Annotated in this window: 30 protein-coding genes; 20 read left to right on the top strand and 10 right to left on the bottom strand. The window is 40.4% G+C overall.

Annotated elements, in window-relative coordinates:
• Positions 1–258: 258 nt before the first annotated feature.
• From petA to Q1A31_RS02070, 16 genes are all read left to right on the top strand, one after another.
• The gene (petA, locus tag Q1A31_RS02145; RefSeq protein ID WP_299871688.1) at positions 259–864 is read left to right on the top strand and encodes a ubiquinol-cytochrome c reductase iron-sulfur subunit; all 606 of its coding nucleotides are present in this window, start codon (positions 259–261) and stop codon (positions 862–864) included.
• A complete protein-coding gene (locus tag Q1A31_RS02140) occupies positions 864–2,282 on the top strand; it encodes a cytochrome bc complex cytochrome b subunit (RefSeq protein ID WP_299871686.1) in 1,419 nt (472 codons plus the stop codon). The genes petA and Q1A31_RS02140 overlap by 1 nt, the downstream gene beginning before the upstream one ends.
• Positions 2,279–3,082 (top strand): cytochrome c1, encoded by an 804-nt coding sequence (locus Q1A31_RS02135; RefSeq protein WP_299871683.1) that lies wholly within the window; start codon positions 2,279–2,281, stop codon positions 3,080–3,082. The genes Q1A31_RS02140 and Q1A31_RS02135 overlap by 4 nt, the downstream gene beginning before the upstream one ends.
• A 195-nt stretch (positions 3,083–3,277) precedes the next feature.
• Positions 3,278–3,907 carry a glutathione S-transferase N-terminal domain-containing protein gene (locus Q1A31_RS02130; RefSeq protein WP_131907121.1) on the top strand — a complete coding sequence of 210 codons (630 nt, stop codon included), beginning with the start codon at positions 3,278–3,280 and terminating at the stop codon, positions 3,905–3,907.
• 80 nt (positions 3,908–3,987) lie between these two features.
• The gene (locus Q1A31_RS02125) at positions 3,988–4,443 is read left to right on the top strand and encodes a ClpXP protease specificity-enhancing factor (protein ID WP_299871675.1); all 456 of its coding nucleotides are present in this window, start codon (positions 3,988–3,990) and stop codon (positions 4,441–4,443) included.
• A gap of 22 nt (positions 4,444–4,465) precedes the next feature.
• Positions 4,466–4,957, top strand: coding sequence for a type 3 dihydrofolate reductase (gene folA, locus Q1A31_RS02120; protein WP_299871672.1), 492 nt, complete (start codon positions 4,466–4,468; stop codon positions 4,955–4,957).
• An 84-nt stretch (positions 4,958–5,041) separates the two neighbouring features.
• A complete protein-coding gene (locus Q1A31_RS02115) occupies positions 5,042–6,391 on the top strand; it encodes a dihydroorotase (RefSeq protein ID WP_299871669.1) in 1,350 nt (449 codons plus the stop codon).
• 179 nt (positions 6,392–6,570) lie between these two features.
• Positions 6,571–8,160 carry a peptide ABC transporter substrate-binding protein gene (locus tag Q1A31_RS02110; RefSeq protein ID WP_299871666.1) on the top strand — a complete coding sequence of 530 codons (1,590 nt, stop codon included), beginning with the start codon at positions 6,571–6,573 and terminating at the stop codon, positions 8,158–8,160.
• A gap of 15 nt (positions 8,161–8,175) precedes the next feature.
• On the top strand, positions 8,176–9,090 hold the full coding sequence (gene oppB, locus Q1A31_RS02105; protein WP_299871663.1) for an oligopeptide ABC transporter permease OppB: 915 nt from the start codon (positions 8,176–8,178) through the stop codon (positions 9,088–9,090).
• 1 nt (position 9,091) lies between these two features.
• On the top strand, positions 9,092–9,985 hold the full coding sequence (locus Q1A31_RS02100; protein WP_299871660.1) for an ABC transporter permease subunit: 894 nt from the start codon (positions 9,092–9,094) through the stop codon (positions 9,983–9,985).
• 7 nt (positions 9,986–9,992) lie between these two features.
• On the top strand, positions 9,993–10,970 hold the full coding sequence (locus Q1A31_RS02095) for an ABC transporter ATP-binding protein (RefSeq protein ID WP_299871657.1): 978 nt from the start codon (positions 9,993–9,995) through the stop codon (positions 10,968–10,970).
• Positions 10,970–11,827: an ATP-binding cassette domain-containing protein gene (locus Q1A31_RS02090; RefSeq protein ID WP_299871651.1), complete on the top strand. Its 858-nt coding sequence runs from the start codon at positions 10,970–10,972 to the stop codon at positions 11,825–11,827. The genes Q1A31_RS02095 and Q1A31_RS02090 overlap by 1 nt, the downstream gene beginning before the upstream one ends.
• Before the next feature lie 69 nt (positions 11,828–11,896).
• Complete coding sequence (locus Q1A31_RS02085; protein WP_299871648.1) at positions 11,897–12,859, top strand: patatin-like phospholipase family protein; 963 nt, start codon at positions 11,897–11,899, stop codon at positions 12,857–12,859.
• Between the two features lie 132 nt (positions 12,860–12,991).
• On the top strand, positions 12,992–13,411 hold the full coding sequence (locus Q1A31_RS02080; protein ID WP_299871646.1) for a polyhydroxyalkanoate granule-associated phasin: 420 nt from the start codon (positions 12,992–12,994) through the stop codon (positions 13,409–13,411).
• A gap of 170 nt (positions 13,412–13,581) precedes the next feature.
• Positions 13,582–14,151: a uracil-DNA glycosylase family protein gene (locus Q1A31_RS02075; RefSeq protein WP_299871644.1), complete on the top strand. Its 570-nt coding sequence runs from the start codon at positions 13,582–13,584 to the stop codon at positions 14,149–14,151.
• A 104-nt stretch (positions 14,152–14,255) separates the two neighbouring features.
• A complete protein-coding gene (locus Q1A31_RS02070) occupies positions 14,256–14,765 on the top strand; it encodes a hypothetical protein (protein ID WP_299871641.1) in 510 nt (169 codons plus the stop codon).
• Positions 14,766–14,846: 81 nt separating this feature from the next.
• On the opposite strand, the gene Q1A31_RS02065 is transcribed toward Q1A31_RS02070, so the two are convergent.
• The 6 genes from Q1A31_RS02065 to Q1A31_RS02040 all read right to left on the bottom strand — a co-directional run bounded on the left by Q1A31_RS02065 (position 14,847) and on the right by Q1A31_RS02040 (position 17,580).
• Positions 14,847–15,146: a 4a-hydroxytetrahydrobiopterin dehydratase gene (locus tag Q1A31_RS02065; protein WP_299871638.1), complete on the bottom strand. Its 300-nt coding sequence runs from the start codon at positions 15,144–15,146 to the stop codon at positions 14,847–14,849.
• 141 nt (positions 15,147–15,287) lie between these two features.
• Positions 15,288–15,917, bottom strand: coding sequence for a LysE family translocator (locus Q1A31_RS02060; RefSeq protein ID WP_299871636.1), 630 nt, complete (start codon positions 15,915–15,917; stop codon positions 15,288–15,290).
• 48 nt (positions 15,918–15,965) lie between these two features.
• A complete protein-coding gene (locus tag Q1A31_RS02055; protein WP_299871633.1) occupies positions 15,966–16,211 on the bottom strand; it encodes a DUF6868 family protein in 246 nt (81 codons plus the stop codon).
• A gap of 115 nt (positions 16,212–16,326) precedes the next feature.
• On the bottom strand, positions 16,327–16,944 hold the full coding sequence (gene can, locus Q1A31_RS02050; protein WP_299871631.1) for a carbonate dehydratase: 618 nt from the start codon (positions 16,942–16,944) through the stop codon (positions 16,327–16,329).
• A 110-nt stretch (positions 16,945–17,054) separates the two neighbouring features.
• Positions 17,055–17,399, bottom strand: a complete 345-nt coding sequence (locus Q1A31_RS02045; protein ID WP_299871628.1) for a hypothetical protein — start codon at positions 17,397–17,399, stop codon at positions 17,055–17,057.
• Positions 17,400–17,439: 40 nt separating this feature from the next.
• Positions 17,440–17,580 (bottom strand): hypothetical protein, encoded by a 141-nt coding sequence (locus Q1A31_RS02040; protein WP_299871625.1) that lies wholly within the window; start codon positions 17,578–17,580, stop codon positions 17,440–17,442.
• A gap of 110 nt (positions 17,581–17,690) precedes the next feature.
• Here Q1A31_RS02040 and Q1A31_RS02035 point away from each other — a divergent pair, with 110 nt between their 5' ends.
• Complete coding sequence (locus tag Q1A31_RS02035; RefSeq protein ID WP_299871623.1) at positions 17,691–18,311, top strand: HAD family hydrolase; 621 nt, start codon at positions 17,691–17,693, stop codon at positions 18,309–18,311.
• A gap of 65 nt (positions 18,312–18,376) precedes the next feature.
• Here the strand turns inward: Q1A31_RS02035 and Q1A31_RS02030 are convergent, their stop codons facing one another.
• Positions 18,377–19,291 (bottom strand): prenyltransferase, encoded by a 915-nt coding sequence (locus Q1A31_RS02030; protein WP_299871620.1) that lies wholly within the window; start codon positions 19,289–19,291, stop codon positions 18,377–18,379.
• 145 nt (positions 19,292–19,436) lie between these two features.
• Here Q1A31_RS02030 and Q1A31_RS02025 point away from each other — a divergent pair, with 145 nt between their 5' ends.
• Positions 19,437–19,880 carry a MarR family winged helix-turn-helix transcriptional regulator gene (locus Q1A31_RS02025; protein WP_299871617.1) on the top strand — a complete coding sequence of 148 codons (444 nt, stop codon included), beginning with the start codon at positions 19,437–19,439 and terminating at the stop codon, positions 19,878–19,880.
• A 144-nt stretch (positions 19,881–20,024) separates the two neighbouring features.
• On the opposite strand, the gene Q1A31_RS02020 is transcribed toward Q1A31_RS02025, so the two are convergent.
• Entirely contained in the window at positions 20,025–20,771 is a 747-nt protein-coding gene (locus Q1A31_RS02020; RefSeq protein ID WP_299871614.1) for an SDR family oxidoreductase, read from the bottom strand.
• A 185-nt stretch (positions 20,772–20,956) separates the two neighbouring features.
• Here Q1A31_RS02020 and Q1A31_RS02015 point away from each other — a divergent pair, with 185 nt between their 5' ends.
• Together Q1A31_RS02015 and Q1A31_RS02010 are read left to right on the top strand one after the other, a co-directional pair.
• Positions 20,957–22,261 (top strand): hydroxyacid-oxoacid transhydrogenase, encoded by a 1,305-nt coding sequence (locus tag Q1A31_RS02015; RefSeq protein ID WP_299871611.1) that lies wholly within the window; start codon positions 20,957–20,959, stop codon positions 22,259–22,261.
• Between the two features lie 229 nt (positions 22,262–22,490).
• On the top strand, positions 22,491–23,774 hold the full coding sequence (locus Q1A31_RS02010; RefSeq protein ID WP_299871608.1) for a hypothetical protein: 1,284 nt from the start codon (positions 22,491–22,493) through the stop codon (positions 23,772–23,774).
• Between the two features lie 37 nt (positions 23,775–23,811).
• On the opposite strand, the gene Q1A31_RS02005 is transcribed toward Q1A31_RS02010, so the two are convergent.
• Both Q1A31_RS02005 and Q1A31_RS02000 read right to left on the bottom strand, forming a co-directional pair.
• On the bottom strand, positions 23,812–24,798 hold the full coding sequence (locus Q1A31_RS02005; protein ID WP_299871605.1) for an HPP family protein: 987 nt from the start codon (positions 24,796–24,798) through the stop codon (positions 23,812–23,814).
• A complete protein-coding gene (locus tag Q1A31_RS02000) occupies positions 24,799–26,151 on the bottom strand; it encodes an MFS transporter (RefSeq protein WP_299871602.1) in 1,353 nt (450 codons plus the stop codon).
• Positions 26,152–26,337 lie beyond the last annotated feature (186 nt).

The following is a 26,337-nucleotide window of genomic DNA, read 5'->3' as shown; positions in this document are numbered from 1 at the left end:
TACAAGAGCATCTTTATCTGCGCTTTCAATCTGGTATGCTTACATAGACATGCAAGCTGATAATTATCAAACTATTCCTGCGGCGTTTTTTAATCTTTTGTATTTATATGTTTTAGATCAAAAAACCCCACCAATTTAGGATTATTTCTTGACCTTCTTGGCCAGTTAAGCGACGATACGGCGGTTTTTTAACGAGGAATATTATCAATATTTTTCTCGTTATTTCAGATTTTCTAATTTATGTGGAGAACATGAATCATGTCAGATTCTGATTCGAATACAGTCGATAAAAAGCGTAGACGCATGCTTATCGGTGCCACTGCAGCAGTTGGTGCAGTAGGTACAGCCGGTTTTGCAGCGCCACTTCTTATCTCCTGGATGCCGAGTGCAAGAGCCAAAGCAGCAGGCGCTCCTGTCGAAGTTAATATCAGTAAAATTGAGCCGGGACAGTTAGTTAGAGTTATCTGGCGTGGTAAACCTGTTTGGTTTATTCGTCGCTCAGAAGAGACTCTGGCAAACTTGCCAAGTAATAACTCATTACTTGCAGATCCTGATTCTAGTGTAGAAGCGCAGCAGCCATCTTATGCTAAGAACCTAAATCGATCGATAAAGCCAGAAGTACTGGTTTTGATCGGAATTTGTACACATCTAGGTTGTTCCCCAACATACAGACCAGAGCTTGCACCTGCAGATATGGGTCCTGACTGGAAGGGCGGATTCTATTGTCCTTGTCATGGTTCACGTTTTGATATGGCAGGTCGTGTATTTAAAAACGTTCCTGCGCCAACGAATCTTGTAGTACCACCTTACTATTTCAAAACTGATGATATAGTTCTGGTTGGTCAAGACGGAGGTGCTGCATAATGGCTGCAAAAGAAAAGTCTGAATTAAACGGTGTTTTAGGTTGGGTTGATGAACGTTTTCCATTGATGGAAACGTGGAAAGCTCATATGTCCGAGTACTATGCGCCTAAGAACTTTAATGTATGGTACTACTTTGGCGTTCTAGCCATGTTGGTTTTGGTTATTCAGATTGTATCTGGAATATTCCTGACCATGCATTACAAGCCTGATACAGAGCTTGCATTTACGTCTGTTGAATACATCATGCGTGATGTTCCGGGTGGCTGGTTTATACGTTATATGCATGCCACGGGTGCGTCGGCATTCTTCATTGTGGTGTATTTCCATATGTTCCGTGGCCTTATGTACGGTTCATACAAAGGCAAGCGTGAGCTTATCTGGCTGATCGGTATGGTTATATACCTCGCCCTCATGGCCGAAGCCTTTATGGGTTACTTGCTACCATGGGGTCAGATGTCATTCTGGGGTGCGCAGGTGATTATCAACCTGTTCAATACTATCCCATTTGTGGGTGAGGGTTTATCTCTCTGGATTCGTGGTGACTTTGTTATTTCTGATCCGACCTTGAATAGACTGTTTGCATTCCATGTTGCAGCGGTACCGTTAATTTTGGTTGCCTTGGTATTTGTTCATATTGTTGCACTTCATGCGGTTGGCTCTAATAACCCAGACGGTGTTGAGATCAAGAAACTTAAGAATGAAAAGGGTATACCGCTAGATGGTATTCCGTTCCATCCTTACTACACAGTGCATGATATTCCTGCAATCGTTGTGTTCTTGATGGTGTTTTTCTCGATTATTTTCTTCGCGCCTGAAATGGGTGGCTACTTCCTTGAATATGCGAACTTCGAGCCTGCAAATCCATTGAAAACACCTGAACATATCGCTCCGGTTTGGTACTTTACGCCATTCTATACAGTGCTACGTGCGGTTACGTTATCTCCGTTCATGGGTACTTTGGCGATGTTTGGTGCGATTATTATGTTGTTCTTGCTCCCTTGGTTAGATCGTAATCCGATTAAATCATGGCGCTACCGTAATACTGCACACATGCTTAACCTAGCTATCTTTGCTGCGGTATTTATCATCCTTGGTTACTTGGGTGTTAAAGCAGTTACTCCTGAGTTTAAGGAGATGGGTGTACGCATGACAGAAATTTACTTTATGTTCTTTGCGGTTATTTTTGTTCATAGTAATTCAACAAAACCAGGTCGTTATCTGGTTTGGTTTGTAATCTTGGCGGCAGCGGTTTTCTTAATCGACTTTATCCGTTATAACCCAGAAGATTCAATTAGTGCTGGCCAGATTATGTGGCAGTGGGTATGGCCAATTGGTTACTTAGCTTTAACCTTGTTACTTCCATACTTCATGAAAGGTTGTAACGCAGAGAAAGAAGTTCCAGAGAGGGTAACATCATGAGTAATAGTATTCGCAAATGGATATTTGTCTTATTAGTGCCAGCCTTGGTTGTCCTAATCCTTGGTAGTGTTGGTGGTGGAGCAGGTCATGGTGTGGCGCTTCAAAGTGCAAATATTGATATACATGACAAACAGAGCCTGCAAAATGGCGCTAAATACTATGTGAACTACTGCATGGGTTGTCATTCTCTTAAATTTAGCCGTTACAATCGTATGGCTGAAGATATGGGTCTTAATGAAGAGAATGGCTTAACTCCTGATGATGTTGCTACTTTGTTAAAAAAGAACATGATTTTCACTTATGATGAGGAAGGCAAGCAGGATCAAATAGGTTCTTTGATGAAAAGTGCTTATTCTCCTAAAGCTGCTGCAGAAGCATTTGGTACATCTGTACCGGATCTTTCATTGGTAGGTCGTTCTCGTGGTACAGACTGGATCTATTCTTATTTGAAAAGTTTCTATCTTGATTCATCTCGCCCAATGGGTGTGAATAACACTGTGTTTAAAGACGTTGGTATGCCTCATGTATTATGGGAGCTGCAAGGTTGGCAGGAAATGGAGCATGCTGAAGAAGGTGCTGAACACCATGGTGAGCCAAAATTGACTTTGTCTAAACCAGGTTCAATGTCACCAGGTGAGTACGATCAAGTAGTACGTGATCTTACTAACTTCCTGACTTACGTAGGTGAGCCAGCGCAATTATCAAGAAAGATGTACGGTGTATTTACATTATTATTCTTGTTACTACTGTTCGGTGTTTCCTGGATGTTAGAGAAGGAATACTGGAAAGATATTCACTAAAAGGAATAAAGATAATTGCAGAAAATACGGTTATCAATGGTATTTAATTTGCAAGGATTTTTATAGATTTTTAGTGTAGAATACTGGGCTGCTCAAATTGAGCAGCCTTTTTTATTTTATAGTCTTCATCTTGAAGTTTATTGAATAACACCCATATAGCTGTTGATAAATATTATCAGCAAGCAGGAGAATTAGATGTCATCAGTTGCAAATCGTCGTTCAGTAATGACCCTTTTTACTTTGCCGGATTGTCCGCATTGTCATAGCGTAAGAATCGTTTTGGCAGAAAAAGATATTCAGGCAGATATTATTGAAATGGACCCTAATAATAAACCTGAAGACCTAGCTGATCTTAATCCTTATAACTCAGCACCAACGTTGGTTGATAGAGAATTAGTTCTGTATGACTCACACGTTATTATGGAATACCTTGACGAGCGTTTTCCTCATCCACCATTAATGCCTGTTGATCCTGTATCAAGAGCGCATACACGCCTTACATTATTCCGTATCAAGAAAGATTGGTTATCACTGGTTGGTGATTTAGAGAGTGGCGAATCTGAGCGCATGGATACAGCTCGTGTCATCTTAAGAGAAAGCATGCTAGCGGCAGCAGAAGTTTTCGAAGTTAAAGACTACTTCCTAAGTAATGATTTCTCTTTGATTGATTGCACTATTGCTCCAATCCTTTGGCGTTTACCGAAGTATGGTATTGATTTGAATGGCCCAGAAGTTAAGCCAATCCATGATTATATGGATAGAGTTTTCTCTCGTGACTTATTCCAGGGTTCATTGACATTAGCAGAACAGTCAATTCGTCCTTAATTACTCGTTTAAAAAAGCCAGTTCGGTATATACCCCTGATATAGACGCTACAGTCGATATAGAAGAAGGCAATTTAAATAATGGAATTAACATCTAACAAACCTTATTTGCTTAGAGCAATTTATGAGTGGGTAGTAGATAACGATGCTACCCCTCATGTTGTATTGCATGCAGATAACCCTCTCGTAGAAGTTCCTCAGCAATTTGTTGAGAACGGTAAAATCGTCCTCAATGTTAGCCCTTCTGCAGCCAAAGACCTTTTAATAGATAATGATGGACTAAGCTTTAGTGCGCGTTTTGGCGGCAAGCCTTATTCGATCTTTTCACCTATCGGTGCTGTTTTAGCGCTTTATGCGAGTGAAACAAGTGAAGGTTTGTCATTTGATCCTGAAGAATTTGACGATAGCACTCCACCTGATGATGAGCCTCCCAAAACTCATTTGTCTGATGCGAGCTCGGATAAAGGTCCAGATAAAGCTAAATCCAAAGCCCCGAAAAAGAATGCTAAACGTCCAAGTTTGAAAGTCGTTAAGTAGTCACCGTTAAAAAGGTTTTGAAATGAAACTTTCAATGATAGCTGCGATGAGTCAAAACAGAGTTATTGGCTTAGATAATAAAATGCCTTGGCATCTGCCCGCTGACTTGCAATTTTTTAAAAAGACGACCTTAGGCAGCCCAATAATTATGGGGCGTAAAACCTATGATTCTATTGGTCGCCCACTCCCCGGAAGATTGAATATTATTCTAAGTCGAAATACTGATTTGGAAATAGAAGGGTGTACCGTCGTAAATACCTTGTCAGAGGCATTAGAAGCCGCTGAAGGGGTAGATGAAGTATTTATTACAGGTGGTGCACATCTCTATGAAAAGTTTTTGCAGGATGCAGATTGTCTCTATTTAACCCTGATAGATGCAGAATTTCAGGGAGATACTTTTTTTCCCGACTATACTCAATATGCATGGAAACAAATTGATCGAATCGATAATCCTGCGGATGAGAAAAATCCTTACCCATACTCATTCGTCACGCTAGAACGAATTAAAGATTAGTAAGGCAGTTCTTGATTAGGAGTCATAGTTGACCCTTAAGCAGATAAAGAATTGCTAATACCAATAGGTTAAAGTGAAGAATATATGAGTAGTACCCTTTTAATACTCAACGCCAAAATTGTGAATGAAAATTCAATCGTAGAATCTGATATTTATATCAGAGGTGGGCGCATTGAAAAAATAGCAAAAGATCTTTCATCAATGAAGGTCAGCAATGTTTTGGATGTTAAAGGCAAGCACGTAATGCCTGGCATGATCGATGACCAGGTTCATTTTCGTGAGCCTGGCTTAACCTACAAAGGCGGTATTAAAAGTGAATCACGTGCAGCCGTTGCTGGCGGCATAACCACTTTTTTTGATATGCCCGATAGTATTCCGAATGTACTTAATAGCGAAATATTAGAAAACAAAATGCAGTTAGCGGCAGAAAAATCTATTGCTAACTATTCGTTTTATCATGGTGCTTCTCACGATAACCTCGAAGATATTAAAATTATAGATCCGCAGGCTTGTTGCGGGCTTAAAGTGTTTATGGGTTCATCGAGCGGAAATATGTTGGTTGATGACGAGGATACGCTCAACGATATTTTTGCAAATACACCCATATTTCTAGCTGCTCATTGCGAAGATACGCCGACAATTATTGAGAATGAGGAAAATTATCGTCAAATTTATGGTGATGATATTCCGATTGAGTTTCATTCCAAGATTCGTAGTGAAGAAGCTTGTGTAAAATCATCAACACTCGCGATGAAATTAGCAAAAGCGCACAAAACACGCTTACATATTCTAAATATAACCACTGCCAAAGAAGCTGAAAAGCTCTCAGAGTTACCACTTGATGAAAAACTCATCACCGCAGAAGTATGTTGTCATTATTTAATGTTTTGTGACGAAGATTATGAAACCAAAGGCTCACTGATTAAGTGTAATCCTTCAATTAAAACCGCAGCTGATCGCGCTGCATTGATTCAAGCTTTATTAGATGGTCGTTTGGATATTATTGGTTCAGATCATGCCCCTCACACGCTAGAAGAAAAGCAAGGTAACTATTTTGATACTCCATCGGGAATGCCGATGGTGCAATATGCGTTACCGAGCCTATTAGAGCATTATCAAGATGGTATATTCTCTTTAGAGCTTATTGCTGCTAAAACGAGCCATGCCGTTGCAGACTTGTTCAATATAAAAGAACGAGGCTATATCCGTGAAGGATATTGGGCCGATTTAGTGGTTATTGATCTTGATAATGAATCAACTGTAAGTAATGACGATGTTATTTCAAAATGTGGCTGGACTCCATTCGATGGCTATGAATTCCGTTCCAGTGTGTATGCTACAGTAGTTAATGGTGAGCTCGTTTACGTCAATCAGAAAGTTAGAAATGGTACATTAGGTCAACGCATTGAATTTGATCGAGAATCACGAAGTTAATGATGCATCATTAATAAGCTTCTTATGTCCAATAAGATTCTTAAGAACGCATAAATATCCTGAAAAAAGTGCCTTAAAGGTGGGGGGTGACCTCTATCTAATTCTCATTTAAAAACATCGCTATAAAACAAGTTCAAGGCATTGTAGAATCAATCAAACTAGCTACCAAAAGACCCTTGATGAAAATCTCTCATAAGCTTCCATTTTTACTTTCTCTTATTATTCTTTTTAGTACTTTTACAACTAGCATTAACGCCGAAATGGTTATCCATCGTGGCAATGGCGCAGAGCCTGAAACGTTAGATATGCATAAATCTACTGGGGTTCCAGAAGCGAATATCCAGCGTGATTTATTCGAAGGATTAATTTCAGAAGCTGCCGATGGCTCATTAATACCGGGAGCAGCCGAAAGCTGGACTACATCAGAAGATGCAAAACTCTGGACCTTTAAACTTCGCCAAAACGGTAAATGGTCTGATGGTACTCAAGTTACCGCAAACGATTTTTTAAATGGTTTCCAGCGTGCCTTGTTGCCAGAAACAGCCTCAGAATATGCTTTCATTTTATGGCCGATTAAAAACGCAAAAGCGATCAGCAAAGGCGAGATTAAAGACATCAATGAATTAGGCGTTAAAGCTGTCGATGACTTTACCTTGGAAATAGCCTTAGAAAACCCGACGCCTTTTTTAACAGGATTACTCAGTCATCACATGGCTTATCCGGTACCTGTAGCGAAAATAAAAGAACACGGCAAAAAATGGACGCGCCCGGGTAATTTGATTTCAAATGGCCCTTACCAGCTTGCAGAATGGAAGCCACAATCAAAAATCATACTCACAAAAAACCCGTATTACCGTGATCATGATGCTATCAAGATAGACACCGTTTATTTTCATCCCATCGAGGATAAAGCGACTGAGTTAAAACGTTTTCGTGCTGATGAGCTAGACATCACCGATGATGTACCGTCTGATCAAATCGCATGGGTTAAGAAGAATCTGGGAGACGCTTTTCGTAATACGCCATATATTGGCACGTATTATTTAGCAATGAATCTGGAACAAGCGCCATTCAAAGATAATTTAGCCTTACGCAAAGCGCTGAGTTTTGCCATCGATAGAAATATTCTAACGGCTAAAGTCACTAAAGCGGGTGAACTACCGGGCTTGGGTTGGGTACCCCCAGGTATGAATGGTTACACATCTCAAACGATTCCTGAGCTTGCGCTGGAGAAAAAAGAGCGTGTTGCACTGGCTAAAAAATTGTATGAAGAAGCAGGGTATTCCAAAGATAAGCCCCTTGAGGTTGAGCTGCTTTATAACACCAGCGAAAACCACAAGAAAATCGCGATAGCATTATCGGCGATGTGGAAACAGACTTTGGGCGTAAAAGTGAGTCTGCGTAATGAAGAATGGAAAGTGTATTTGAATTCACGCTCACAGAAACAGTTCCAACTAATTCGATCAGGCTGGATTGGAGACTATAACGATGCCTCGAATTTTCTTGATTTATTTCGTTCGGATGTCGGCACAATCAATCCCTCAGGATATAAAAACCAAGACTACGATAAACTGTTAAAACAGGCTGAAATCGAAACAGATGCCAAGCAGCGTGCTGAATACATGCAAAATGCAGAAAAGCTATTACTGGCGGATATGCCGCTAATTCCCATTTATTATTACACTACCCAGCACTTGCTGAATCCTAAAATAAAAGGCTGGGAAGATAATGTGATGGATATTCATCCGACGCGTTATTTAGCTAAATAATTGCTCTAAAAAACAATGCTTTCATATTTTGCCAAACGTATCGCTTCGAGTATCCCCACACTATTTATCATAATAACCATCGCTTTTTTCATGATACGTTTGGCGCCGGGAGGACCATTCGATTCTGAGCGTCCAGTTCCCGCTGAAATAGCAGCAAATCTGGAAAAGGTCTATCACCTCAATGATCCATTGCCCGTTCAATATGGTTACTACTTATTGAATGTTCTCAAAGGAGATTTTGGACCTTCTTTTAAATACCATGACTTCACCGTAAGCGAGCTCATTGCTCAGGGTTTTCCCGTGAGTATTCAATTGGGCTTGTTGGCTATTTTACTGTCTTTAATGATTGGTGTTTTACTCGGTGTGATTGCGGCATTAAGACAGAACAGCGCGATAGATTATCTGGTGATGGGCTTGGCGATGACGGGAATTACCATTCCTAATTTTGTCATGGCGCCGATACTAATTTTGCTTTTCGGCGTATTCTGGGGGCTTTTGCCAACCAGTGGTTGGGGTGAATTAAAGCACATGGTATTGCCGGTGATTGTATTGAGTTTGCCACAGATAGCGACTGTCGCTCGCATGACACGAGCCAGTCTTATTGAAACCTTGAATATGCCTTATATTCGCACCGCCAAAGCCAAGGGTTTACCGACTCGATTGATACTCTCCAGACACGCTTCAAGAGCGACGTTATTGCCGATCTTATCCTGGTTGGGTCCAGCAACAGCCGCAATTATTACAGGTTCTGTGGTAGTGGAAACCATTTTTGGTTTGCCGGGAATAGGGCGTCACTTTATCAATGGGGCGCTCAATCGAGATTACACTTTGGTGATGGGTGTTGTGGTGTTCTACGGTTTTCTGATTATTCTGATGAATCTATTGGTTGATCTACTCTATGCTTGGCTTGATCCAAGGATTAAATACTAAGATGTCAGCGCTTATTCCAAATGAGATTATTGCAGATAACGCCGTTGTTGGTTTATCTCCATGGCAACAAGCATGGCGACGCTTATTGAATAATAAAGCGGCGGTCGTCAGCATCGTGCTTTTAGTCATCATCGCCGTTTTATGTATTTTTGGACCATTATTTAGTCCCTGGGAACTCGATTCTGTCGATTGGGATAATATGGGGACACCCCCCCACTTACAGTCACATCATTACTTTGGTACAGATTCTAACGGGCGAGATCTATTTGTTAGAACGCTAGAAGGTGGACGCATATCATTGATGGTAGGTTTATTGGCAACAGCCGTGAGCTTCATCATTGGCATCATCTACGGCTCTATCGCGGGTTACGCCGGTGGTAAAACAGATTCGATAATGATGCGCTTTGTTGATGTGTTGTATGCATTGCCCTTCATGTTTTTTGTTATCCTGCTGACGGTCTATTTTGGGCGCAGTATCTGGCTAATTTTCATTGCGATAGGCGCGGTTGAATGGCTCACCATGGCGCGTATTGTTCGTGGCCAGACCTTATCACTCAAACAACGTTCATTTGTCGAGGCGGCCCGAGTAACGGGTGCGAGTCATTACTCGATTATCAAAAGACATATCATTCCCAATACGCTTGGGCCAGTGATTGTTTATGCCACATTGACTGTGCCTCAGGTGATTCTCTTTGAATCCTTCCTCAGCTTTTTAGGGCTTGGGGTACAAGAACCCATGTCGAGTTGGGGAGTGCTTATCGCTGAAGGTGCGCAACAAATGGAGTCAGCGCCGTGGATGGTGTTATCGCCAGCAATTATGTTGGCAGTCACATTGTTTTGTTTGAATTTTATCGGCGACGGTCTGCGTGATGCGCTAGACCCAAAAGATAGGTAGAACGATTATGATGCTTACCATCGAAAACCTTCGCGTCGACTTTACGGTAGATTCGGGTATTCAGAGAAAGCAAACGCTTCAAGCGGTTAGAGGAGTTTCACTCGAGTTAGATCAGGGAGAAAACGTTGCAATAGTGGGAGAATCTGGCTCAGGTAAAAGCCAGCTGTTTAATGCTTTGATGGGATTACTACCACCAAATGGAAGTGCCCACGGCTCGGTTAGCTTTAATCAACAAGCACTGCTAAATCAGTCTGATAAATCGCTAAATAAAATTCGTGGAAAAGAAATCGGCATGATTTTCCAGGACCCAATGACGGCGTTGAATCCTTATCTGCGCATTGGCAAACAACTCACCGAAGTATTGGAAGTGCACGAAGGCGCAAATTTTAATAAAGAATCTGCCAAACGCAGAGCTATCGAAATGCTCGATAGAGTGAAAATTAAAGACCCTGAGCAACGTTTCAATAGCTATCCGCATGAATTGTCGGGTGGCATGCGCCAACGCGTTGTGATTGCAATGGCTTTGTTATGTAAGCCTAAACTCATTATTGCGGATGAACCAACCACTGCGCTTGATGTGACGGTCCAGACTGAAATCATTCGGTTGCTAAAAGATATCTACCGAAAAGAGAGAACCAGTATCGTGTTAATCACTCATGATTTGCCATTGGTTGCTGGTTTGTGTGATCGCATTATCGTGATGTATGCAGGCAAAATAGTCGAAACCGGAACGGTTGATGAGATCTTCTATAAAGCTCAGCATCCCTATACGCAAGCGTTGCTTGCGGCTACACCGACCAATACAGAGAAAAGCGGTAAAATGCTAGCCATAGATGGGCAACCACCTGATCCATTAAATCTTCCTGCTGGCTGCGCCTTTTCTCCGCGTTGCGCTTTTGTGGAAGAGCGTTGTAAAACAGAGTCTCCTCCCGAGAGAAAAATCGATGCTGGTCATTTGGTGAGTTGTTTTCGGGAGAATAATTAATGTCTACACTATCTTCGCCCTCTTCGCCCTCTTCGCCTTCACAAGCTTCAGCATTACTCTCCGTTGAAAACCTCAGTGTTGTGTTCAATCAAGGTGTAAAAAAAGGCCCGAATCAGGAAATACAGGCACTTAGCGATATCTCCTTCGAACTTGTCGAGGGGGAAGTGTTAGGCGTGGTGGGTGAGTCAGGCTGTGGGAAATCAACGCTTGCCAGAGCGATCTTGCAGTTACAAGCGATAACATCTGGACAGGTTCTCTGGCAAGGTGAGGATTTAACGAAAAATACAAACGATCAGAATAAAGCGATGCGCGAGCATATTCAGCTTATCTTTCAAGACCCGTTAGATGCGTTAAACCCCCGGATGACAGTCGCACAAATAATCGCAGAGCCCCTGTATAACCTGAAGCCAGAACTGTCGAAGCAAGAAATACAAAACAGAGTGGTAGAGTTAATGCTGGCAATGGGCTTGCAAGAACAGCAAAAAAATCGCTATCCACATGAATTTTCGGGCGGCCAATGTCAACGTATTGGCATTGCCAGAGCCATGATTCTTAACCCTAAACTGTTGATTTGCGATGAGCCTGTTAGCGCGCTGGATGTCTCTATTCAGGCGCAAATCATTAATCTGTTAATGGATTTGAAGAGTCGTACAGGTATGAGTATGATCTTCATTTCGCATGATTTGAGTATTGTTAGGCAAGTCTGTGATCGTGTTTTAGTGTTATATAAAGGGCAGGTAGTCGAAACAGGAAATGCTTCGGATATCTATGAAAACCCGCAACACGCTTATACGCAGAAACTACTAGATTCTATTCCATTAGCAGACCCTGCAATGGAAAGAAAACGAATCGGTTAGATTGGATTCAAACAAATAAAAACAGGCTATAAGTAGGGGGGTGACCTCCATTAAAGGTAATAGACCATAATGAAAAATTTAAAAATCGGATTGGCATTAGGAAGTGGCTCTTCACGTGGCTGGTCACACATCGGTGTTATCAATGCTTTGACTAAACATGGTATTGAGCCTGATATCGTTTGTGGTACATCTATTGGTGCTTTGGTTGGCGCATCTTATGTTAACGGAAGGCTTGATAGGCTTGAGAAATGGGCAACTTCGTTGACAAAATTTGAATCAGCCAAATTGTATGAGATCAATTCATCGTTAAATGGTTTTGTAAATACCAAAAGACTACATATGTTAATGATAGATCTAGTCGCTGAAGAGTCTACTTTAATCAAACAGCTCCCTAAAAAATTCGCCACCATTGCAACTGATTTAGACAGTGGACGTGAAATTTGGTTAAAAAAAGGTTCGGTGCTAGAAGCAGTGTGGTCATCAATTTCATTGCCTGGTCTGTTTCCTGCGGTTCGTAAAAATGATCAATGGTTAGTCGATGGTGGTTTGGTAAATCCTGTGCCTGTTTCAACATGTCGCGCTTTGGGCGCAGATTTGGTGATTGCTGTTAACCTGAATGGCGATTTACTAGGGCGACATATGAGGAAAACTAATCTTGAAAATCTGGAATCTGAAGAATTAAAGATTCAAGAATTAAAAGATAAGCAACTACAACAAGCGAATAACTCTCCTGGTTTTGCCAATAAATTTGCTAGCCTAATTGAGGGTTACACACCGTCATTCTTTTCAACCAAAAAAGATAAAGAAAGCTCTCCCTCGTTATTTGAAACGATCGCAAGTTCAGTCAATATTACTCAAGACAGAATCACTAAAAGCAGAATGGTGGGTGATCCTCCTGAAATTATCATTACACCGCACTTGGCTCACATTGGTATCATTGAATTATATAGAGCTAAAGAAGCGATTGCAGAGGGTGAAAGAGCGGTTAATAATATGTTGCCCGAGATTAAAAGAGTCCTGGGGTTAGATTAGGTAAATAGGCTCATTTACTGCGTTTTATCGTAAAATTTGAGCAAAAATTTCATATCAATAAGAATTCTCTTGTGCAGCGCAGCAATTAGAGTATAGTCATATTCTAATTAATCCTGAAGTGTAATAAGTAAGATGACAAATAATAAGCCAAAAACAAACATCAATTCGAATCTAAATAAGTCAGTAGCGCAGCAGTCGCTTGAGTTATCAACGTCTGTTCCAGAAGTGATAGCGCATCGCCTAAGTCAGTTTATGTTTGCCGGATATCAGCCAAATGAAGAACATCATGAAGAATTTAATCTTATGTGGTCAGAAAAATCTGATGCATTTGTTGAATCCTGGCAAGCTATGGCCGATCAAGCCAGTATAGTTAACCAAGAAATCTATTCATCAATGGTAAAAGCCATGTTTACACCTTGGTGGGAAATGAACAAACTTGAAATTTGTACCCCTAAAAAGATGAATATGGCAGCGTTGAGTATCATCAACAAAGGCTTAGAGCCAATACACGCAAAAACAACGTCTAATGCGAAACGCCTTAAAAAAAGATAACAAATAGTTTATCTAACATTCGATTTATAAAAGCTTATGACTAGATTGTCCCGTCAGGAGAACTAGTTTTAAACTTTGGCTTAGATTAAGCTGTCTATTCTACAAAACAAACTGCCTTAACTCTCTTAACTGGGTTAAACAGAATGTCAGGTATAACTAGGTAGCAATTTATGGCCACTTTACTTGAACAAGTCCGCGCCTGCAGACTCTGCGAAAAAGATTTGAAGCACGGCGTTCGGCCTGTTTTACAAGTCAGTGAAAACGCTAAAATTCTGATTGCCGGACAAGCTCCAGGTTCAAAAGTACATGCCTCAGGTATTCCTTTCGATGACCCAAGCGGAGATCGCTTGCGTGATTGGATGGGGATTGATCGCGAAACCTTTTACGATTCAGAAAAAATTAGTATTTTACCCATGGCATTCTGTTATCCGGGTAAAGGTAAATCTGGCGACCTTCCTCCTCGTCCTATTTGTGCAGAAACATGGCGTGAGAAACTTTTGTCATCCATGACAGATATACAACTTACACTCGTTATAGGGCAATATGCCTTGGCCTGGCATTTAGAAAAGCCAGAAAAGAATCTGACTGAAACGGTTAAAAACTGGGCAGCGTATGGCGAGCAGACTATTCCCCTTCCGCATCCAAGTCCGCGTAACAATATCTGGTTAAAAAAGAATCAATGGTTTGAGACTGAAGTTTTGCCAGAGTTGCGGGTTCGGGTACAAAAAGCACTAAAGTAAACCTATTAAATGCACTTGATCTAAGTCAGCAAAATCTCCTATTCACAACCATTCCAGCCATCTCAGGCTTATAATAAAAGTGAAATAACCTGTAGGAGATAATCATGGATATCGAATTCAAAAAGAAATTAGAAGCCGCAGAAGAAGCGATCGACCGTCTCGAAGATAAGATTGAAAATAAAGTCGAAGACATTACGGATGATCTGGCAGATGATGCTCGTGAACTTTGGGTAGATTTAAAAAAGAGTTTTTCTGGTGTTAAAGGAAAGCTAAAGGATGCTGTTACTAATTTGGATCAAGTCGGAGATGAAGCTAAGTTACAAGTCCATCTAGGTACAATGGAAGCATTCGATAAAATGGAAGGCGTGAAAGAAACGCTGGAAGATTTTACCCAGAAAATTTCAAATAAAGCACATACCGAAATTGATACAGCAAAACTGCGTGCGCACTTAGCAGAAATGGAAGCAGAAGATTTCATGGAAACCAAAGGCGCAAAGATAAGCAAAGATTTAAATGAATCTGGCGACAAAGTAAAAGATGCCACGGTCAAAGCGGCTGGTGACGTAAAAGATTACTTTGATAAATTACTGGAAGATATCAGTAAGAGCGCTTGATCGTTCAGATAGTGATAGTAATAAAGGCTGACACATTCAAGTGTCAGTCTTTTAAAATATGCCCTAAAGTAGGGGGGTGACCTATATATCGCTTAAATTTGCTATATCTTCCATCGCTGTTGCTAAAGCAAAATCCTTATCAGTAATGCCACCAGCATCATGTGTCGTTAAATCTACTTTCACGGTTTTATACACATTAAACCATTCTGGGTGATGGTTATCGCGCTCAGCAATCATTGCTGCCTGGGTCATAAACCCAAAAGCCTGTATGAAGTTTTTAAACACAAATTCGCGATGGAGTTTCTGTTCTTTTAATTGCCACTGATTATGACTATTCAGGAATTCTTGAATCTGTTGATCTGTCGCTTTACTGGTGCTCATAAAAACTCCTTAAAAGTAGGGGGGGTGACCTTCTTAAGCTCATTAAGAGCAAAGAAAGTCCATCGTAGATTGCAGAATAAATCGTTGATGTTCAATGCTTGAATTTTTTATGTTTCTTATTACCTTGTACAAAAATGATGTTTATCGTTCCACGCTCGCCATTTTCAAACCTGCGAATATAAGCATGGCTCCGGCTGATTTGTTGATGATTTTTATCGCAAGCGGTTTTAGTCCAACACTCATGGATTTCCATCCCAGATAGGCGTAAAGGCTATAACAGACTATATCCAGGAGGAATGTGATTGCACATAAAATCAGTAATTGAGGAATGATGGCTTGCTCAATATTGATAAATTGAGGCAGTAACGCCGAGAAATAAAGCAGTGCTTTAGGGTTAGAAAACTCAATGATAAACCCCCGAAAAAATACCCGGTGATGACGTCCTACCTGTTTTTCTTCTGGCTTGATAGAAAGTGGCCCTGAACGACTTAGTAATGCGCTGAGACCTAGATATAACAAATACGCTACACCGATCCATTTAATCACTGAAAACAGGGTGCTGGAGGCTACAATTAGAGCCGCAATACCGGTTGCGGATAATACGAAGTAAACAATATTAGCAGCGGCAATTCCTAAAATCACAAACAGAGATCGTTTGAATCCATTGGATGCGGCTTCAGCTGTAACTGCAATCGCAGCTGGCCCGGGAGAAAGTACCACAACAAAGGTAGTGAGGAAGAAAAGTATTAATGTATCAAGGGGGATAATCATTTTTTCATTCTCATTTATTAGCTCTTATATTAACGTTTTTTTGTATCATTAAGCCATTAACTTGAGGGCAAAATAGGGCGTTATATTAAGCATGATAATCGCGATTTTATAATGGGCTAGATAGTTCATATACAAGTCTTGAAGCTTGTTTTTATCTAAACCCATAAGGCGACTGTGTATGGTGCTTATGAGATCTTTTAAAACGATCAGTAAGATCGTGGTAGCTATCAAAAATCCCATATTGATGACGGAGCACCAGCCGAAAAACGCGGTTAATTGTTCTATGTTGAACATTTTCTTTTTACCTGTTTCGTTTAGACAGTTTAGTTTGCACAGTTTAGTTTATACCGTTTAGTTTACACAGTTTCGTTTACACAGCTGGCAATCATATTAGTGAGTGCATCTGTTTTTATAAGTTTTTACTGGCCTCTTCATTAGATGAAAGACAGGTATCTAGATCCTTAATAATGCCATCGTCAATACCATATACCCAACCATGAACGGTTAATTCGGCACCATTCTTCCATGCTTTCTTAACAATGGTGGTGTTAGCGACATTCTTAACCTGTTCGATGACGTTTAATTCACAAAGTCGGTCTACTTTTTCATGTTCATCAAGGCCATCTAATGCACCTTTATGAAACCGTTGGACATCTTCAATATGGCGCAACCAGTTATCGATAAGGCCATAGCTTTTGTTATCCATCGCTGCTTTTATTCCACCACAACCATAGTGACCTACGACAATGATATGTTTCACTTTTAGCACGTCGACCGCAAACTGGATGACTGACAAGCAGTTTAGATCGGTATGTACCACCACGTTGGCGATGTTTCGATGTACGAATACTTCACCCGGCGGCAAGTTGATAATTTCATTGGCTGGAACGCGGCTATCAGAACAACCAATCCATAAAATTTCAGGTGCTTGTTGTTTGGATAATGATGAGAAAAACTCTGGGTCTTTTCTCTTTATGGAATTTGCCCATTTCAGGTTGTTTTCAAATAAGTGGTTTAAGTTTTTCAAGCGAATATTACCGTGTTTTAGTTATGTAAAATGTTGAGGTTAATATAGTCGTGTTTTTACAATGAAGCGAATTGAGGTTTGATTGATCAGCGTTAAATTTAATTAATAGCTTAGTAATTAGGAATGGTATTCATAACCACTGCCCAGCAATTTAACACAATGATGATTAGCAGAAATAAATTACCTACTTTTTTACTCAATGAAACAATTAAAATTACAGCCACTAGTTGTAATAACTTTCCTATCAAGACCCCAATGTAAAGCCCCAGATTGTCGATTAGCCATGCTACTACATTATTGGCTTCAGCTTCAGAGCTTAGTTTACTGACAAAATATAAAGTGGTGAGATAGTCGAAAATTATGGTGATAATCAAAATTGCCCACCAAACACGGTATCTTTTTAAAGAGAATAATAGGTTTTCTTTTAAGTTTATGTCTGATCCTAAAATTTCCATATTACTGACTTATATAGTGATGACTCATGTAGTGCTCTGATTATAAGTGGCCTACTTTACCGTAAAGGATGAAAATTGCTGCACCAATAGACGCGATAATGCTGATTGATATTATCAGTGTTTTCTTTATTTTATCTTTGCGAAATTCTTTATCTAATATTTTTCTTTGTTCTTCATTCATTGGGCAATGCCTTGGGTTTTGTATTGAGCGGTTTATATAATTTCTGAGGTTTCTTTTTCATCATGGTAGAAACTGTAGAATAGGGCGTACTCTATCAAAAAAGGTTTTTCATGTCTTTTCAAAACCAAACAGCTTTGTCTTATCATACAGTTATGCAGAAACCATTCTGGATTTTCGATATGGACGGGACTTTAACAATCGCACAACATGACTTTGATGCTATTCGGGAAGAGTTGGGATTGCCGGAAGGTTTACCGATTCTAGAGTCCTTAGAAAAGTTACCAACTGCCAAATCCAAACCATTGCATGAAAAACTGAATCAGATAGAACTAGAAATTGCACATCAATCAAAACCCGCTGAAGGTGCCGCAGATTTGCTGGAAACCTTATTGCAGAATGGTTCGAAGCTGGGTTTGCTTACCCGCAATAACGCTTTGAATATAGAAGTCACTCTAAAAGCTGCTGGTTTGTTCGAATACTTTGAATCTGAAAATCTGCTCAGTCGAGATTGTATAAACCCTAAACCTGCACCCGATGGCATTAATAAGCTGCTCTCAAATTGGCGGGCTAGTTCACAAGATGCGGTGATGGTGGGAGATCATTTACACGATTTACTGGCAGGACGAAATGCGCAAGCGCTCACGCTCTATGTAGATCAGCAGGGTAAATTCCCATTTAAAGATCATGCCGATATTTGTATTCAGTCTCTATCAGCTTTAAAAATGACGTAACTCATACAAAGCGCTATTGATAAATACACCCCCCTACTTTTAGGTGTTTTCTTGGACCTGTACCTTTAAGCGATAATCAAAGTTAAACCAAGTAATACGGGTGTCAAAATAGTCATTGCAACATTCATACCTAATAACGGTTCGACATTAGAATATTGCTGCTGTCTTATTTCATCTACATGAGAATGTAATCCACGAAAAACCTTGATACTCGTAAATAGGGGGAGTATTGAAATCAATGCCAGTACAGGTAATACACCCAACCCGACGAGAATAATGATAGTCATAGCTGTAATAACTGAGATGACCAAATAAAGCGTTAAGCTATTCTCAATGCCATAAACAATCGGGAAATGACGGCGACCAACGGTTTTATCGGCTTTAATATCGGGTAACTGATTCAGCAATAATAGATTACTTACCAGAAAAAATGGAATCAAAGAAATCAGCAATACATTCCATGAAAAAGCGCCGCTTAATATTAAAAATGTTCCTGCAATCATTAATGGCCCGAAAGCCAGGCCTGGCGCAATCAAGCATAAAAATGGGCTACGGTTTAACCACTGCGTATAGCTAACGATAATTGCTATGCCAAATAGCCCAAAAGGTAGTATACTCGGACCGTATTCTATAATAAAAAATAGGCCAACCAATATGGTAATGGTCAATGACACAAGTGCACTAGATAGAACAAATGGGGAAGAATTGGGGTTATCAATTAATGCGCCACTGCCACCACTGAATGGGGTTTTTTCAGTCAGTGCGTCCAATCCACTTTTGAAGTCGTAATACTCATTAAAGCTATTTACGCTGATATGAGCTGCCAATGCTCCGAGGGCTACCAGCAGCAAATCGATGACTTGAAAGGATGAGCGGTTGTATAAAACCGTCGAATAGGAAAGGAAAATACTGCTAAATGTTAGTGCTAAAAACGGCAAACGCATTGATCTTAAAAGAGTTTTTATGCTGACCTCACTCATATAATGATTATTATATTTAGGGTAAAAAAGTGTTAGAATACAAATAGCAGAAATTTGCACACAAAAGCTTTGTGATTAATTTCTAACCAACTTAGATAAGTATTTTAAACTACACTTGTTTAACAAACCACTAACAGAGATAACAATGATGAGCTTTGATCTAAATCAATTTATATGTTTCAACTTTTACAACGGCTGGCGAGAGATTACCGGGTTTTACAAAGATACTTTAGGTATGGATGTAACGCCCCAAAAAGTTTATGTATTAGAAATTCTTGATACCAAAGAAAAACTAACCATGAATGAACTATCGAAAAAAATGAATCTGGATAGTTCTGCGGTATCTACGCTTATTTCTAGAATGGAAAAGAAAGAGCTAGTGAAACGTACTCACGGAACAAAAGACAGACGAACTGTGTATGTACAACTTACGGCTGAAGGTGCCAAAGTAAGAGATACCTTACGCGAAAACTTCGGTACGTTAACAGACAATATTAATGAAAATATTTCTGAAGAAGACATCAATAAGCTTCAAGAAATTGTCGGAAAAATCACAGAAAATCATAAAAAACTAATGGATCAGTCTTAATTCGATCTGTTAAATAAATACAATCATTGTTCATTCACAGGCTCTTTTTAGAGCCTGTTTAGTGTTGATAATGTTCTAATCCTTATTTATGAGTGTTTGCTAACTACTCAGTATGTGTTTCTGTAAGTACTTTGTCTCTAAGCTTTAACGACCTCCGGTAACTTCAATAAAAGTACCTGTGGTATAGCTCGATTCATCTGACACTAACCAGGCAATAGCAGCAGCCACTTCCTCAGCTTCTCCACCGCGTTTCAATGGAATATTCTGTTTAATTCTATCGACTCGATTGGGCTCACCGCCATCTCTATGAATATCGGTATAGATTACTCCCGGCCTAACGCCATTTACACGAATACCCTCATCAGCCAATTCAGTGGCTAATCCTAGGGTTAGTGAGTCAATAGCCCCTTTTGATGCCGCATAGTCGACATACTCGCCGCCAGAACCTAATCGCGCCGCAGCTGAAGATACATTCACAATAGTGCCACCTTTGCCTCCATGTTTTGAAGACATGCGTTTAATCGCTTCTCGTGAACAGATGAAGTAGCTGGTAACGTTGGTGGTTAATATTTTATTGATTCTATCGGCGTCTAAATCTTCTACTCGACATTGTTGCATGAGAATCCCAGCATTATTGATAAGCGTGTTTAGTGATCCAAACTCTAAATCGATAATGTCAAAGAGATGAGCAACATCCTCTTCCCTGGAAACATCTGCTTTCACAGCAATAGCCAAACGTCCGTGTTTGCGGACTTCATCAACAACTCGCTTGGCGGCTTCTTCATCCTTAAGATAATTTACACAGATATCATAGCCGTCTTTTGCCAGGCGAATGGCTGTTGCTGCGCCTATGCCGCGACTTGATCCAGTTATTAAAGCAACCTTGCTCATTTTTCCCTCATATACTTTTTATTTCTGTTTGTTTTGTTTAGCTTTGAATTAAGAATAGTTTAAAAAAGGCTTAAAAGTAGGGGGGTGACAATAATAGTTATCATTAAATCAAAAACACCGATTATTTTGGCACGCAGTGACATTTGCATCTATCCTTTTAAAAAACCAATAAATGGGAGATTCAAATGGCTTGTCAATATTTCGCACCCTGTGATCATGGGGCCGATAGTTTTACTATCGCAATTCCTAAAGTAACTTTTGGTAGAGGAACGCTGGCTGAAGTCGGCGAGCGCGCTCAATCATTAAAAATGTCCAATGTTGCGTTATTCACTGATGCTTTTTTAAAAGATGGGCCTTATGTTGAAACGGTAACTAACTCTCTTAAAAAAGCCGGGATTGATTACCAGATTTTCTCTGATATCCGTATCGAGCCAGATGATGTGTGTGTTGATGATGCGGCGAAATTTCTAACCGCTCATAATTTTGACGGGATGATTTCTGTGGGTGGTGGTTCTGTCATTGATGTGGCGAAAGCTGCAATGGTTTGCGCGAAGTTTCCTGCTCCTGTGCGTGATTACTTTGCACCACCTGTGGGTGAGGGTAAGCCGATACCAGGGCCATTATTACCGCATATCGCTTGCCCAACGACTGCGGGTACGGGTTCTGAATGTACGTCGATTTCGGTAATCCGAATTCGTGAACTTAATACCAAATTTGTTTTTGCCAGCCCGTATATGTTACCCGATCAGGCTGTTATTGATCCGACCTGTTGTGAGTCTCTCACACCTAAAGCAGTTGCATCTACTGGCTTTGATTTACTCAGTCATGCACTCGAATGTTATACCGCAAGAGCTTATACACAATGGGACAAGGTTAAAAACCCGAATGCGCGACCACTCACTCAGGGAGCAAACCCCTGGAGCGATCTGGCGGCTACTCAGGCCTTAAAAATTGCAGGTGAATACTTGGTCCGTGGAGTTACGGATGCGAGTGATCATGAAGCCAGAGATCAACTCATGTGGGGTGCATCATTAGCTGGTATGGCTTTTGGTAATTCAGGAACACATTTACCGCATGCGCTGTCTTATGGTGTAACCCATTTAATGCATGACATCACCACCGAAGGTTATGATGTTAAATCACCATTCGTTCCACACGGTATCAGCGTGATTGTTACCGCTCCTGCGACTTTCAGATATACCGCCGAAGCAACACCAGAAAGACATCTGGAAGCTGCTGCATTTTTGCAGGCAGATCAAAAAGGAGCTACGACCGCAGATGCGGGAGAGGTGGTATCTAAACGCATCATCGAATTGATGCGCGGCACGAATATTCCTAACGGTTTAAGTGGCGTGGGTTTTGCTGAAAACGATGTGACACGATTGGCTGAATCTTCAATTCGTCAAGGGCGTGCGATCGCTAATGCACCGAGAGAAAGTAACCTCGTTGATCTTGAAAACATTTACCGTGACGCAATCAGTTATTGGTAAAAAAAGTCCTGAAAGTAGGGGGGTGTATTATTTTATAAACAAATAATAGATTCCCTTATTCTTACATCGTTACAATATCAGCACTATATGCTTTCTTTGCTTTCAGAGAGCAAAAGACTCGAATTCAGACCTAGTTCAGTGAGTAACACTTAAAATACTCAGATTGTCAGAACAACCAAAGCTCCAGAAATATAAGAAATATAATAATAACAACAACAAGGTATTCAACGTGAACAAACAGAGATTAGGTCGTCTTTCAATTCTTTTTCTATCTGCAGTTATGTTGAATGCTTGCGAATTATCTTATGAAAGTACGTCACCAAATGACGTTGAGCCAACTGAAGCCGGGGCTGCAAAATCAAAGGCAGAAACACACAAGTCAGCATCTAAATCCATAAGCAATCAACCGTTATCGCTTATATGGAACAACGGTGAAAAGCGAATCCCTGATGATGTACGTCTATCAGACCCGTCTTCTTCTATGTCTTTTGTTGGTGGGAAAATGGTTAAGGATGATGATATTCCCTTAATCGATTATCTGGCTAAAAATGGAAAAATAGAATTCAGAAAGGGTAAGGACTTCTTTCCTGAGTGGGCGATAGATATCGATGCTGAAAACCTAAAACCCGATTCTATTATTCGCTTAAGTAACCAAACGGCGACACTACAAATAACACCAGCAGGAGAAAAACTGCCTAAATCGACTTTTTTAAGGAATACCAATGGGGTAATAACAACAGGCAAGTTATCCAACTTGGGAATGACCATTCACGTTGATGTTAAAACGGGTGATGCAAAGGACGGTATTTATCGTGTTCAAGGGAAATCATTCGCAACCATAGGAGATATTCGTGTTAAGGATGGAAAGCTTGATGCGAGTTACGACAGTTTTCGCACACTGGATCTTATTACTAGAGATTACCTTAAACAAAAAATAGGTGTTTCGGCATTAAGTTTGAAACACGTTCAATTCAGCAGTGATAAAAACGCCAAAGGTAAAAGTGAAGGCGTAGCAGGATTGCTGGTTTTCAGTCACAAAACGGCAGAAAAAGAACCTGTACTCACACGCGTGCACATGCTTAAACAAGCCGATGGGTGGGTCGCTGATAGAATACTGACGCCAACAGAGCTGATCCACGTTTCTAGAAAGGGCAAAAAGCGAGAAACGGACCAAATGAAAGTGGCAACGTATGAGAAAGTCGAACGTTTTCTTGAAGAGAAAAAACTCTACAATCACATTGATTCAAGCATTCGTTGCAGAAGCACAAAAGAGATCGGCTTATGCACAGCCAATATTACGGTATTAGAAAACAACGAAAAGACGTGTACGCGAAAGGCTTACCTCTTTAACAAAGCAAAGGAATGGGAGTTTAGCAAAGAAGTCAGTCCAGACCTTAAAATTGATTACAAAACTAAAAAGCTGGTTAAAGATAAGAGAAAGGCTAAAAATCTAAAAGAATATATTCTTAATGAATCTATGGGTTTGATGTTTGGTAAATGCTCGATGTTTTAGGCAAGGGTTGATCGAATCGATTTTTGAAAAAACAGCCTTAAAGTGGGGGGGTGTGTTCAAGTATTTTCCAGGCATTACCATCTGGCTCAACCTGATGTTTAGCCCATTCTAAAAACTCGGTACGGGTTGAATAACCCGAGCTACGTTTGTTTTTCCCTGCGATGACTTTATATATCACGATATCTTTATCTGGATCTTTACTTTTAGAGCCTTCAGCAATACCAGAAGATTCATCCACTATTTGGCGTACCGTCCAGTTTTCGCCATGCGTCGCGCTGCTGTAATAACTGCCTACGATCATTTTCTTTGGATCAAAAGATGCCTGCTGCGATTTTTTAGTCGCGAGGTTATAGATTCGAATCAAATCATATTCACTGACATCAATGAATGAATCTATTTCACTCAGTGCATAGACGAAATCTTCGTGTGTTATTGATGGAATCACTTCAGTGCTAGCGTTAGGGGGTGTAACCTGATTCTGTTTACGATGTAAAAAAACCGGATATCTTCGCCATGCAAATGGGTAGTTGAATAAAATACCAATAAGCAGAATCACGATAACATTGAGTAGAATAGGGGTGAGAATAAACTGATAGCCCAAATCATGAGTCGCGCTTCCACCAATCACCGCAGATAGCGCAGTCGCACCGCCGGGGGGATGAATACACTTGAGGTAATACATTGCACCAATTGCCAAACCCACAGCCAGACTAGCGGCAATTAAGTCATTAGGTATCAATTTGGCACAGCTAACCCCAATCAATGCAGAGATTAAATGCCCACCCAAAACTGGCCAGGGTTGAGATAACGGTCCGTGTGGAACGGCAAACAGTAATACCGCAGAAGCGCCCATCGAAGCAATGATCAGCGCAGCGCTGTTTATGCCGCCACTGCCACTAAGCATCGATTGGCTAATGATAATAATGAAGAAAATAGCGGTAAATCCGCCAATTGCGGATACGACTTTCTCAATGTGGCTGACGGGGGACAGAGCAATTCCGAAGAATGATTTCAGTTTGGTCATTTACTCACTTTTAAAGTTGATGAGTTTACTTTCATCAAAAACCAACTTATCAATTTTTAAATAGGCTACACGTTCTTCGCTTGAGATGGCGGCTTGCATCACGCCTTTAATTGCTAACAATTCTTCAGTTGTTTTATCGATATTCTTTAACGCGTTTGAATTTAATTTAAAAACCTGGCTCTTGAAAAAGTCCGGCTTTGGTAAGCTTATCGCCACGATTAAAAATGCAATAGCAACAATAGCGCCAAAAATAAACACACCCGAAATGCCCCAGGACTGCATCACTAAACCACCGACTGTGCCTCCGAAGAAGATACCTAAAAACTGAGCGCTGGAATATACCCCCATAGCAGTACCTTTGGTGCTGACATCAGAGTATTTCGCTACCAGTGATGGTTGCACGGCTTCAAGAAAGTTAAAACCAATAAAGAATAATAAAAAGGCAAACATTAAAGGGTAAAAACTAGTCTGGCTAATACCTAATAAGCCTTGAGAAAGCACCAGTAAAACCACGGCAATAACAAACATTACTTTAATCTTTCGATATTTCTCTGCAATGATAATCATCGGTAATGAAAAGATGATTGAAATCACAAGTACCGGCAGATAAATCTTCCAGTGCTGGGTCGTTTCAAGATGAAGATAATCTCTGAATATCAGAGGTAGAACGGTAAAGTTAGCAGTCATCAAAAGGTGCAATAAAAACACGCTTAGATTCATGCGTAATAGGGTACTTTGCTGTAATACCGGCTTTATAAAATCACCAATAATTCCGGCATCACGATGTGTTTTTGTCAGCTTCGGTGTTGGTACAACAAATTGAATTAACAGTATGCCAATAATAGCGAGCACTGCAGTTACCCAGAATACGCCCGAAAGCCCTGCAATCTGGCTAATCAAAGGCCCCACGACCATCGCTACTGCAAAGGCTATACCGATACTCATGCCGATAAATGCCATGACTTTTGCACGGTGATCTTCACGACTTAAATCAGCGGCTAAAGCCATTGTTGTGGCTGCAATCGCGCCACTGCCTTGAATCGCACGAGCTAAAATGATGATATAGATGTCATCTGTAAGCGCAGCAAGAACACTTCCCAGTGCGAATACTACTAAGCCTCCTATAATCACCGGCTTGCGACCAATTTTGTCTGATAGAAGTCCAAGAGGAATTTGCAAGGCAGCTTGAGTTAAACCATAAATGCCTATACATAATCCTATTAGAAAAGGTGTGGAATTTTGAAGCTCTTTGGCAAACAAAGGCAGGATCGGAAGGATCATAAATAAGCCAAGCATGCGCGCTGCAAAAACAGCTGCTAATGATAGTGCAGTGCGGGTTTCGAGCTTATTCATAAAATCAGAAAAGTTATCCTTAACAAAATTTTTAAAGATTAGGTTAGTTCTAGTAAGTTTCTAACAACTAAAAGGTTGCTAATAATTTATCAAGGCGGCGATAATAACAGATTAATAGAATTTGGTACCTGACAATCATCATAAAGTCATTTCACTGAATTTAACTATACGATACTAATTTAAGGT

Origin of the sequence: uncultured Cocleimonas sp., assembly GCF_947495625.1 — a bacterium.
Classification (GTDB): Bacteria; Pseudomonadota; Gammaproteobacteria; order Thiotrichales; family Thiotrichaceae; genus Cocleimonas.
Note: the sequence above shows the minus strand (reverse complement) of the source record. Positions and strands in the feature narration are given on the sequence as shown.

Coding starts and splice junctions, on each gene's coding strand:
- petA (WP_299871688.1), top strand. CDS start 259: ATGTCAGATTCTGATTCGAATACAGTCGATAAAAAGCGTAGACGCATG.
- Q1A31_RS02140 (WP_299871686.1), top strand. CDS start 864: ATGGCTGCAAAAGAAAAGTCTGAATTAAACGGTGTTTTAGGTTGGGTT.
- Q1A31_RS02135 (WP_299871683.1), top strand. CDS start 2,279: ATGAGTAATAGTATTCGCAAATGGATATTTGTCTTATTAGTGCCAGCC.
- Q1A31_RS02130 (WP_131907121.1), top strand. CDS start 3,278: ATGTCATCAGTTGCAAATCGTCGTTCAGTAATGACCCTTTTTACTTTG.
- Q1A31_RS02125 (WP_299871675.1), top strand. CDS start 3,988: ATGGAATTAACATCTAACAAACCTTATTTGCTTAGAGCAATTTATGAG.
- folA (WP_299871672.1), top strand. CDS start 4,466: ATGAAACTTTCAATGATAGCTGCGATGAGTCAAAACAGAGTTATTGGC.
- Q1A31_RS02115 (WP_299871669.1), top strand. CDS start 5,042: ATGAGTAGTACCCTTTTAATACTCAACGCCAAAATTGTGAATGAAAAT.
- Q1A31_RS02110 (WP_299871666.1), top strand. CDS start 6,571: ATGAAAATCTCTCATAAGCTTCCATTTTTACTTTCTCTTATTATTCTT.
- oppB (WP_299871663.1), top strand. CDS start 8,176: ATGCTTTCATATTTTGCCAAACGTATCGCTTCGAGTATCCCCACACTA.
- Q1A31_RS02100 (WP_299871660.1), top strand. CDS start 9,092: ATGTCAGCGCTTATTCCAAATGAGATTATTGCAGATAACGCCGTTGTT.
- Q1A31_RS02095 (WP_299871657.1), top strand. CDS start 9,993: ATGATGCTTACCATCGAAAACCTTCGCGTCGACTTTACGGTAGATTCG.
- Q1A31_RS02090 (WP_299871651.1), top strand. CDS start 10,970: ATGTCTACACTATCTTCGCCCTCTTCGCCCTCTTCGCCTTCACAAGCT.
- Q1A31_RS02085 (WP_299871648.1), top strand. CDS start 11,897: ATGAAAAATTTAAAAATCGGATTGGCATTAGGAAGTGGCTCTTCACGT.
- Q1A31_RS02080 (WP_299871646.1), top strand. CDS start 12,992: ATGACAAATAATAAGCCAAAAACAAACATCAATTCGAATCTAAATAAG.
- Q1A31_RS02075 (WP_299871644.1), top strand. CDS start 13,582: ATGGCCACTTTACTTGAACAAGTCCGCGCCTGCAGACTCTGCGAAAAA.
- Q1A31_RS02070 (WP_299871641.1), top strand. CDS start 14,256: ATGGATATCGAATTCAAAAAGAAATTAGAAGCCGCAGAAGAAGCGATC.
- Q1A31_RS02065 (WP_299871638.1), bottom strand. CDS start 15,146: ATGAGCACCAGTAAAGCGACAGATCAACAGATTCAAGAATTCCTGAAT.
- Q1A31_RS02060 (WP_299871636.1), bottom strand. CDS start 15,917: ATGATTATCCCCCTTGATACATTAATACTTTTCTTCCTCACTACCTTT.
- Q1A31_RS02055 (WP_299871633.1), bottom strand. CDS start 16,211: ATGTTCAACATAGAACAATTAACCGCGTTTTTCGGCTGGTGCTCCGTC.
- Q1A31_RS02045 (WP_299871628.1), bottom strand. CDS start 17,399: ATGGAAATTTTAGGATCAGACATAAACTTAAAAGAAAACCTATTATTC.
- Q1A31_RS02040 (WP_299871625.1), bottom strand. CDS start 17,580: ATGAATGAAGAACAAAGAAAAATATTAGATAAAGAATTTCGCAAAGAT.
- Q1A31_RS02035 (WP_299871623.1), top strand. CDS start 17,691: ATGTCTTTTCAAAACCAAACAGCTTTGTCTTATCATACAGTTATGCAG.
- Q1A31_RS02030 (WP_299871620.1), bottom strand. CDS start 19,291: ATGAGTGAGGTCAGCATAAAAACTCTTTTAAGATCAATGCGTTTGCCG.
- Q1A31_RS02025 (WP_299871617.1), top strand. CDS start 19,437: ATGATGAGCTTTGATCTAAATCAATTTATATGTTTCAACTTTTACAAC.
- Q1A31_RS02020 (WP_299871614.1), bottom strand. CDS start 20,771: ATGAGCAAGGTTGCTTTAATAACTGGATCAAGTCGCGGCATAGGCGCA.
- Q1A31_RS02015 (WP_299871611.1), top strand. CDS start 20,957: ATGGCTTGTCAATATTTCGCACCCTGTGATCATGGGGCCGATAGTTTT.
- Q1A31_RS02005 (WP_299871605.1), bottom strand. CDS start 24,798: ATGACCAAACTGAAATCATTCTTCGGAATTGCTCTGTCCCCCGTCAGC.
- Q1A31_RS02000 (WP_299871602.1), bottom strand. CDS start 26,151: ATGAATAAGCTCGAAACCCGCACTGCACTATCATTAGCAGCTGTTTTT.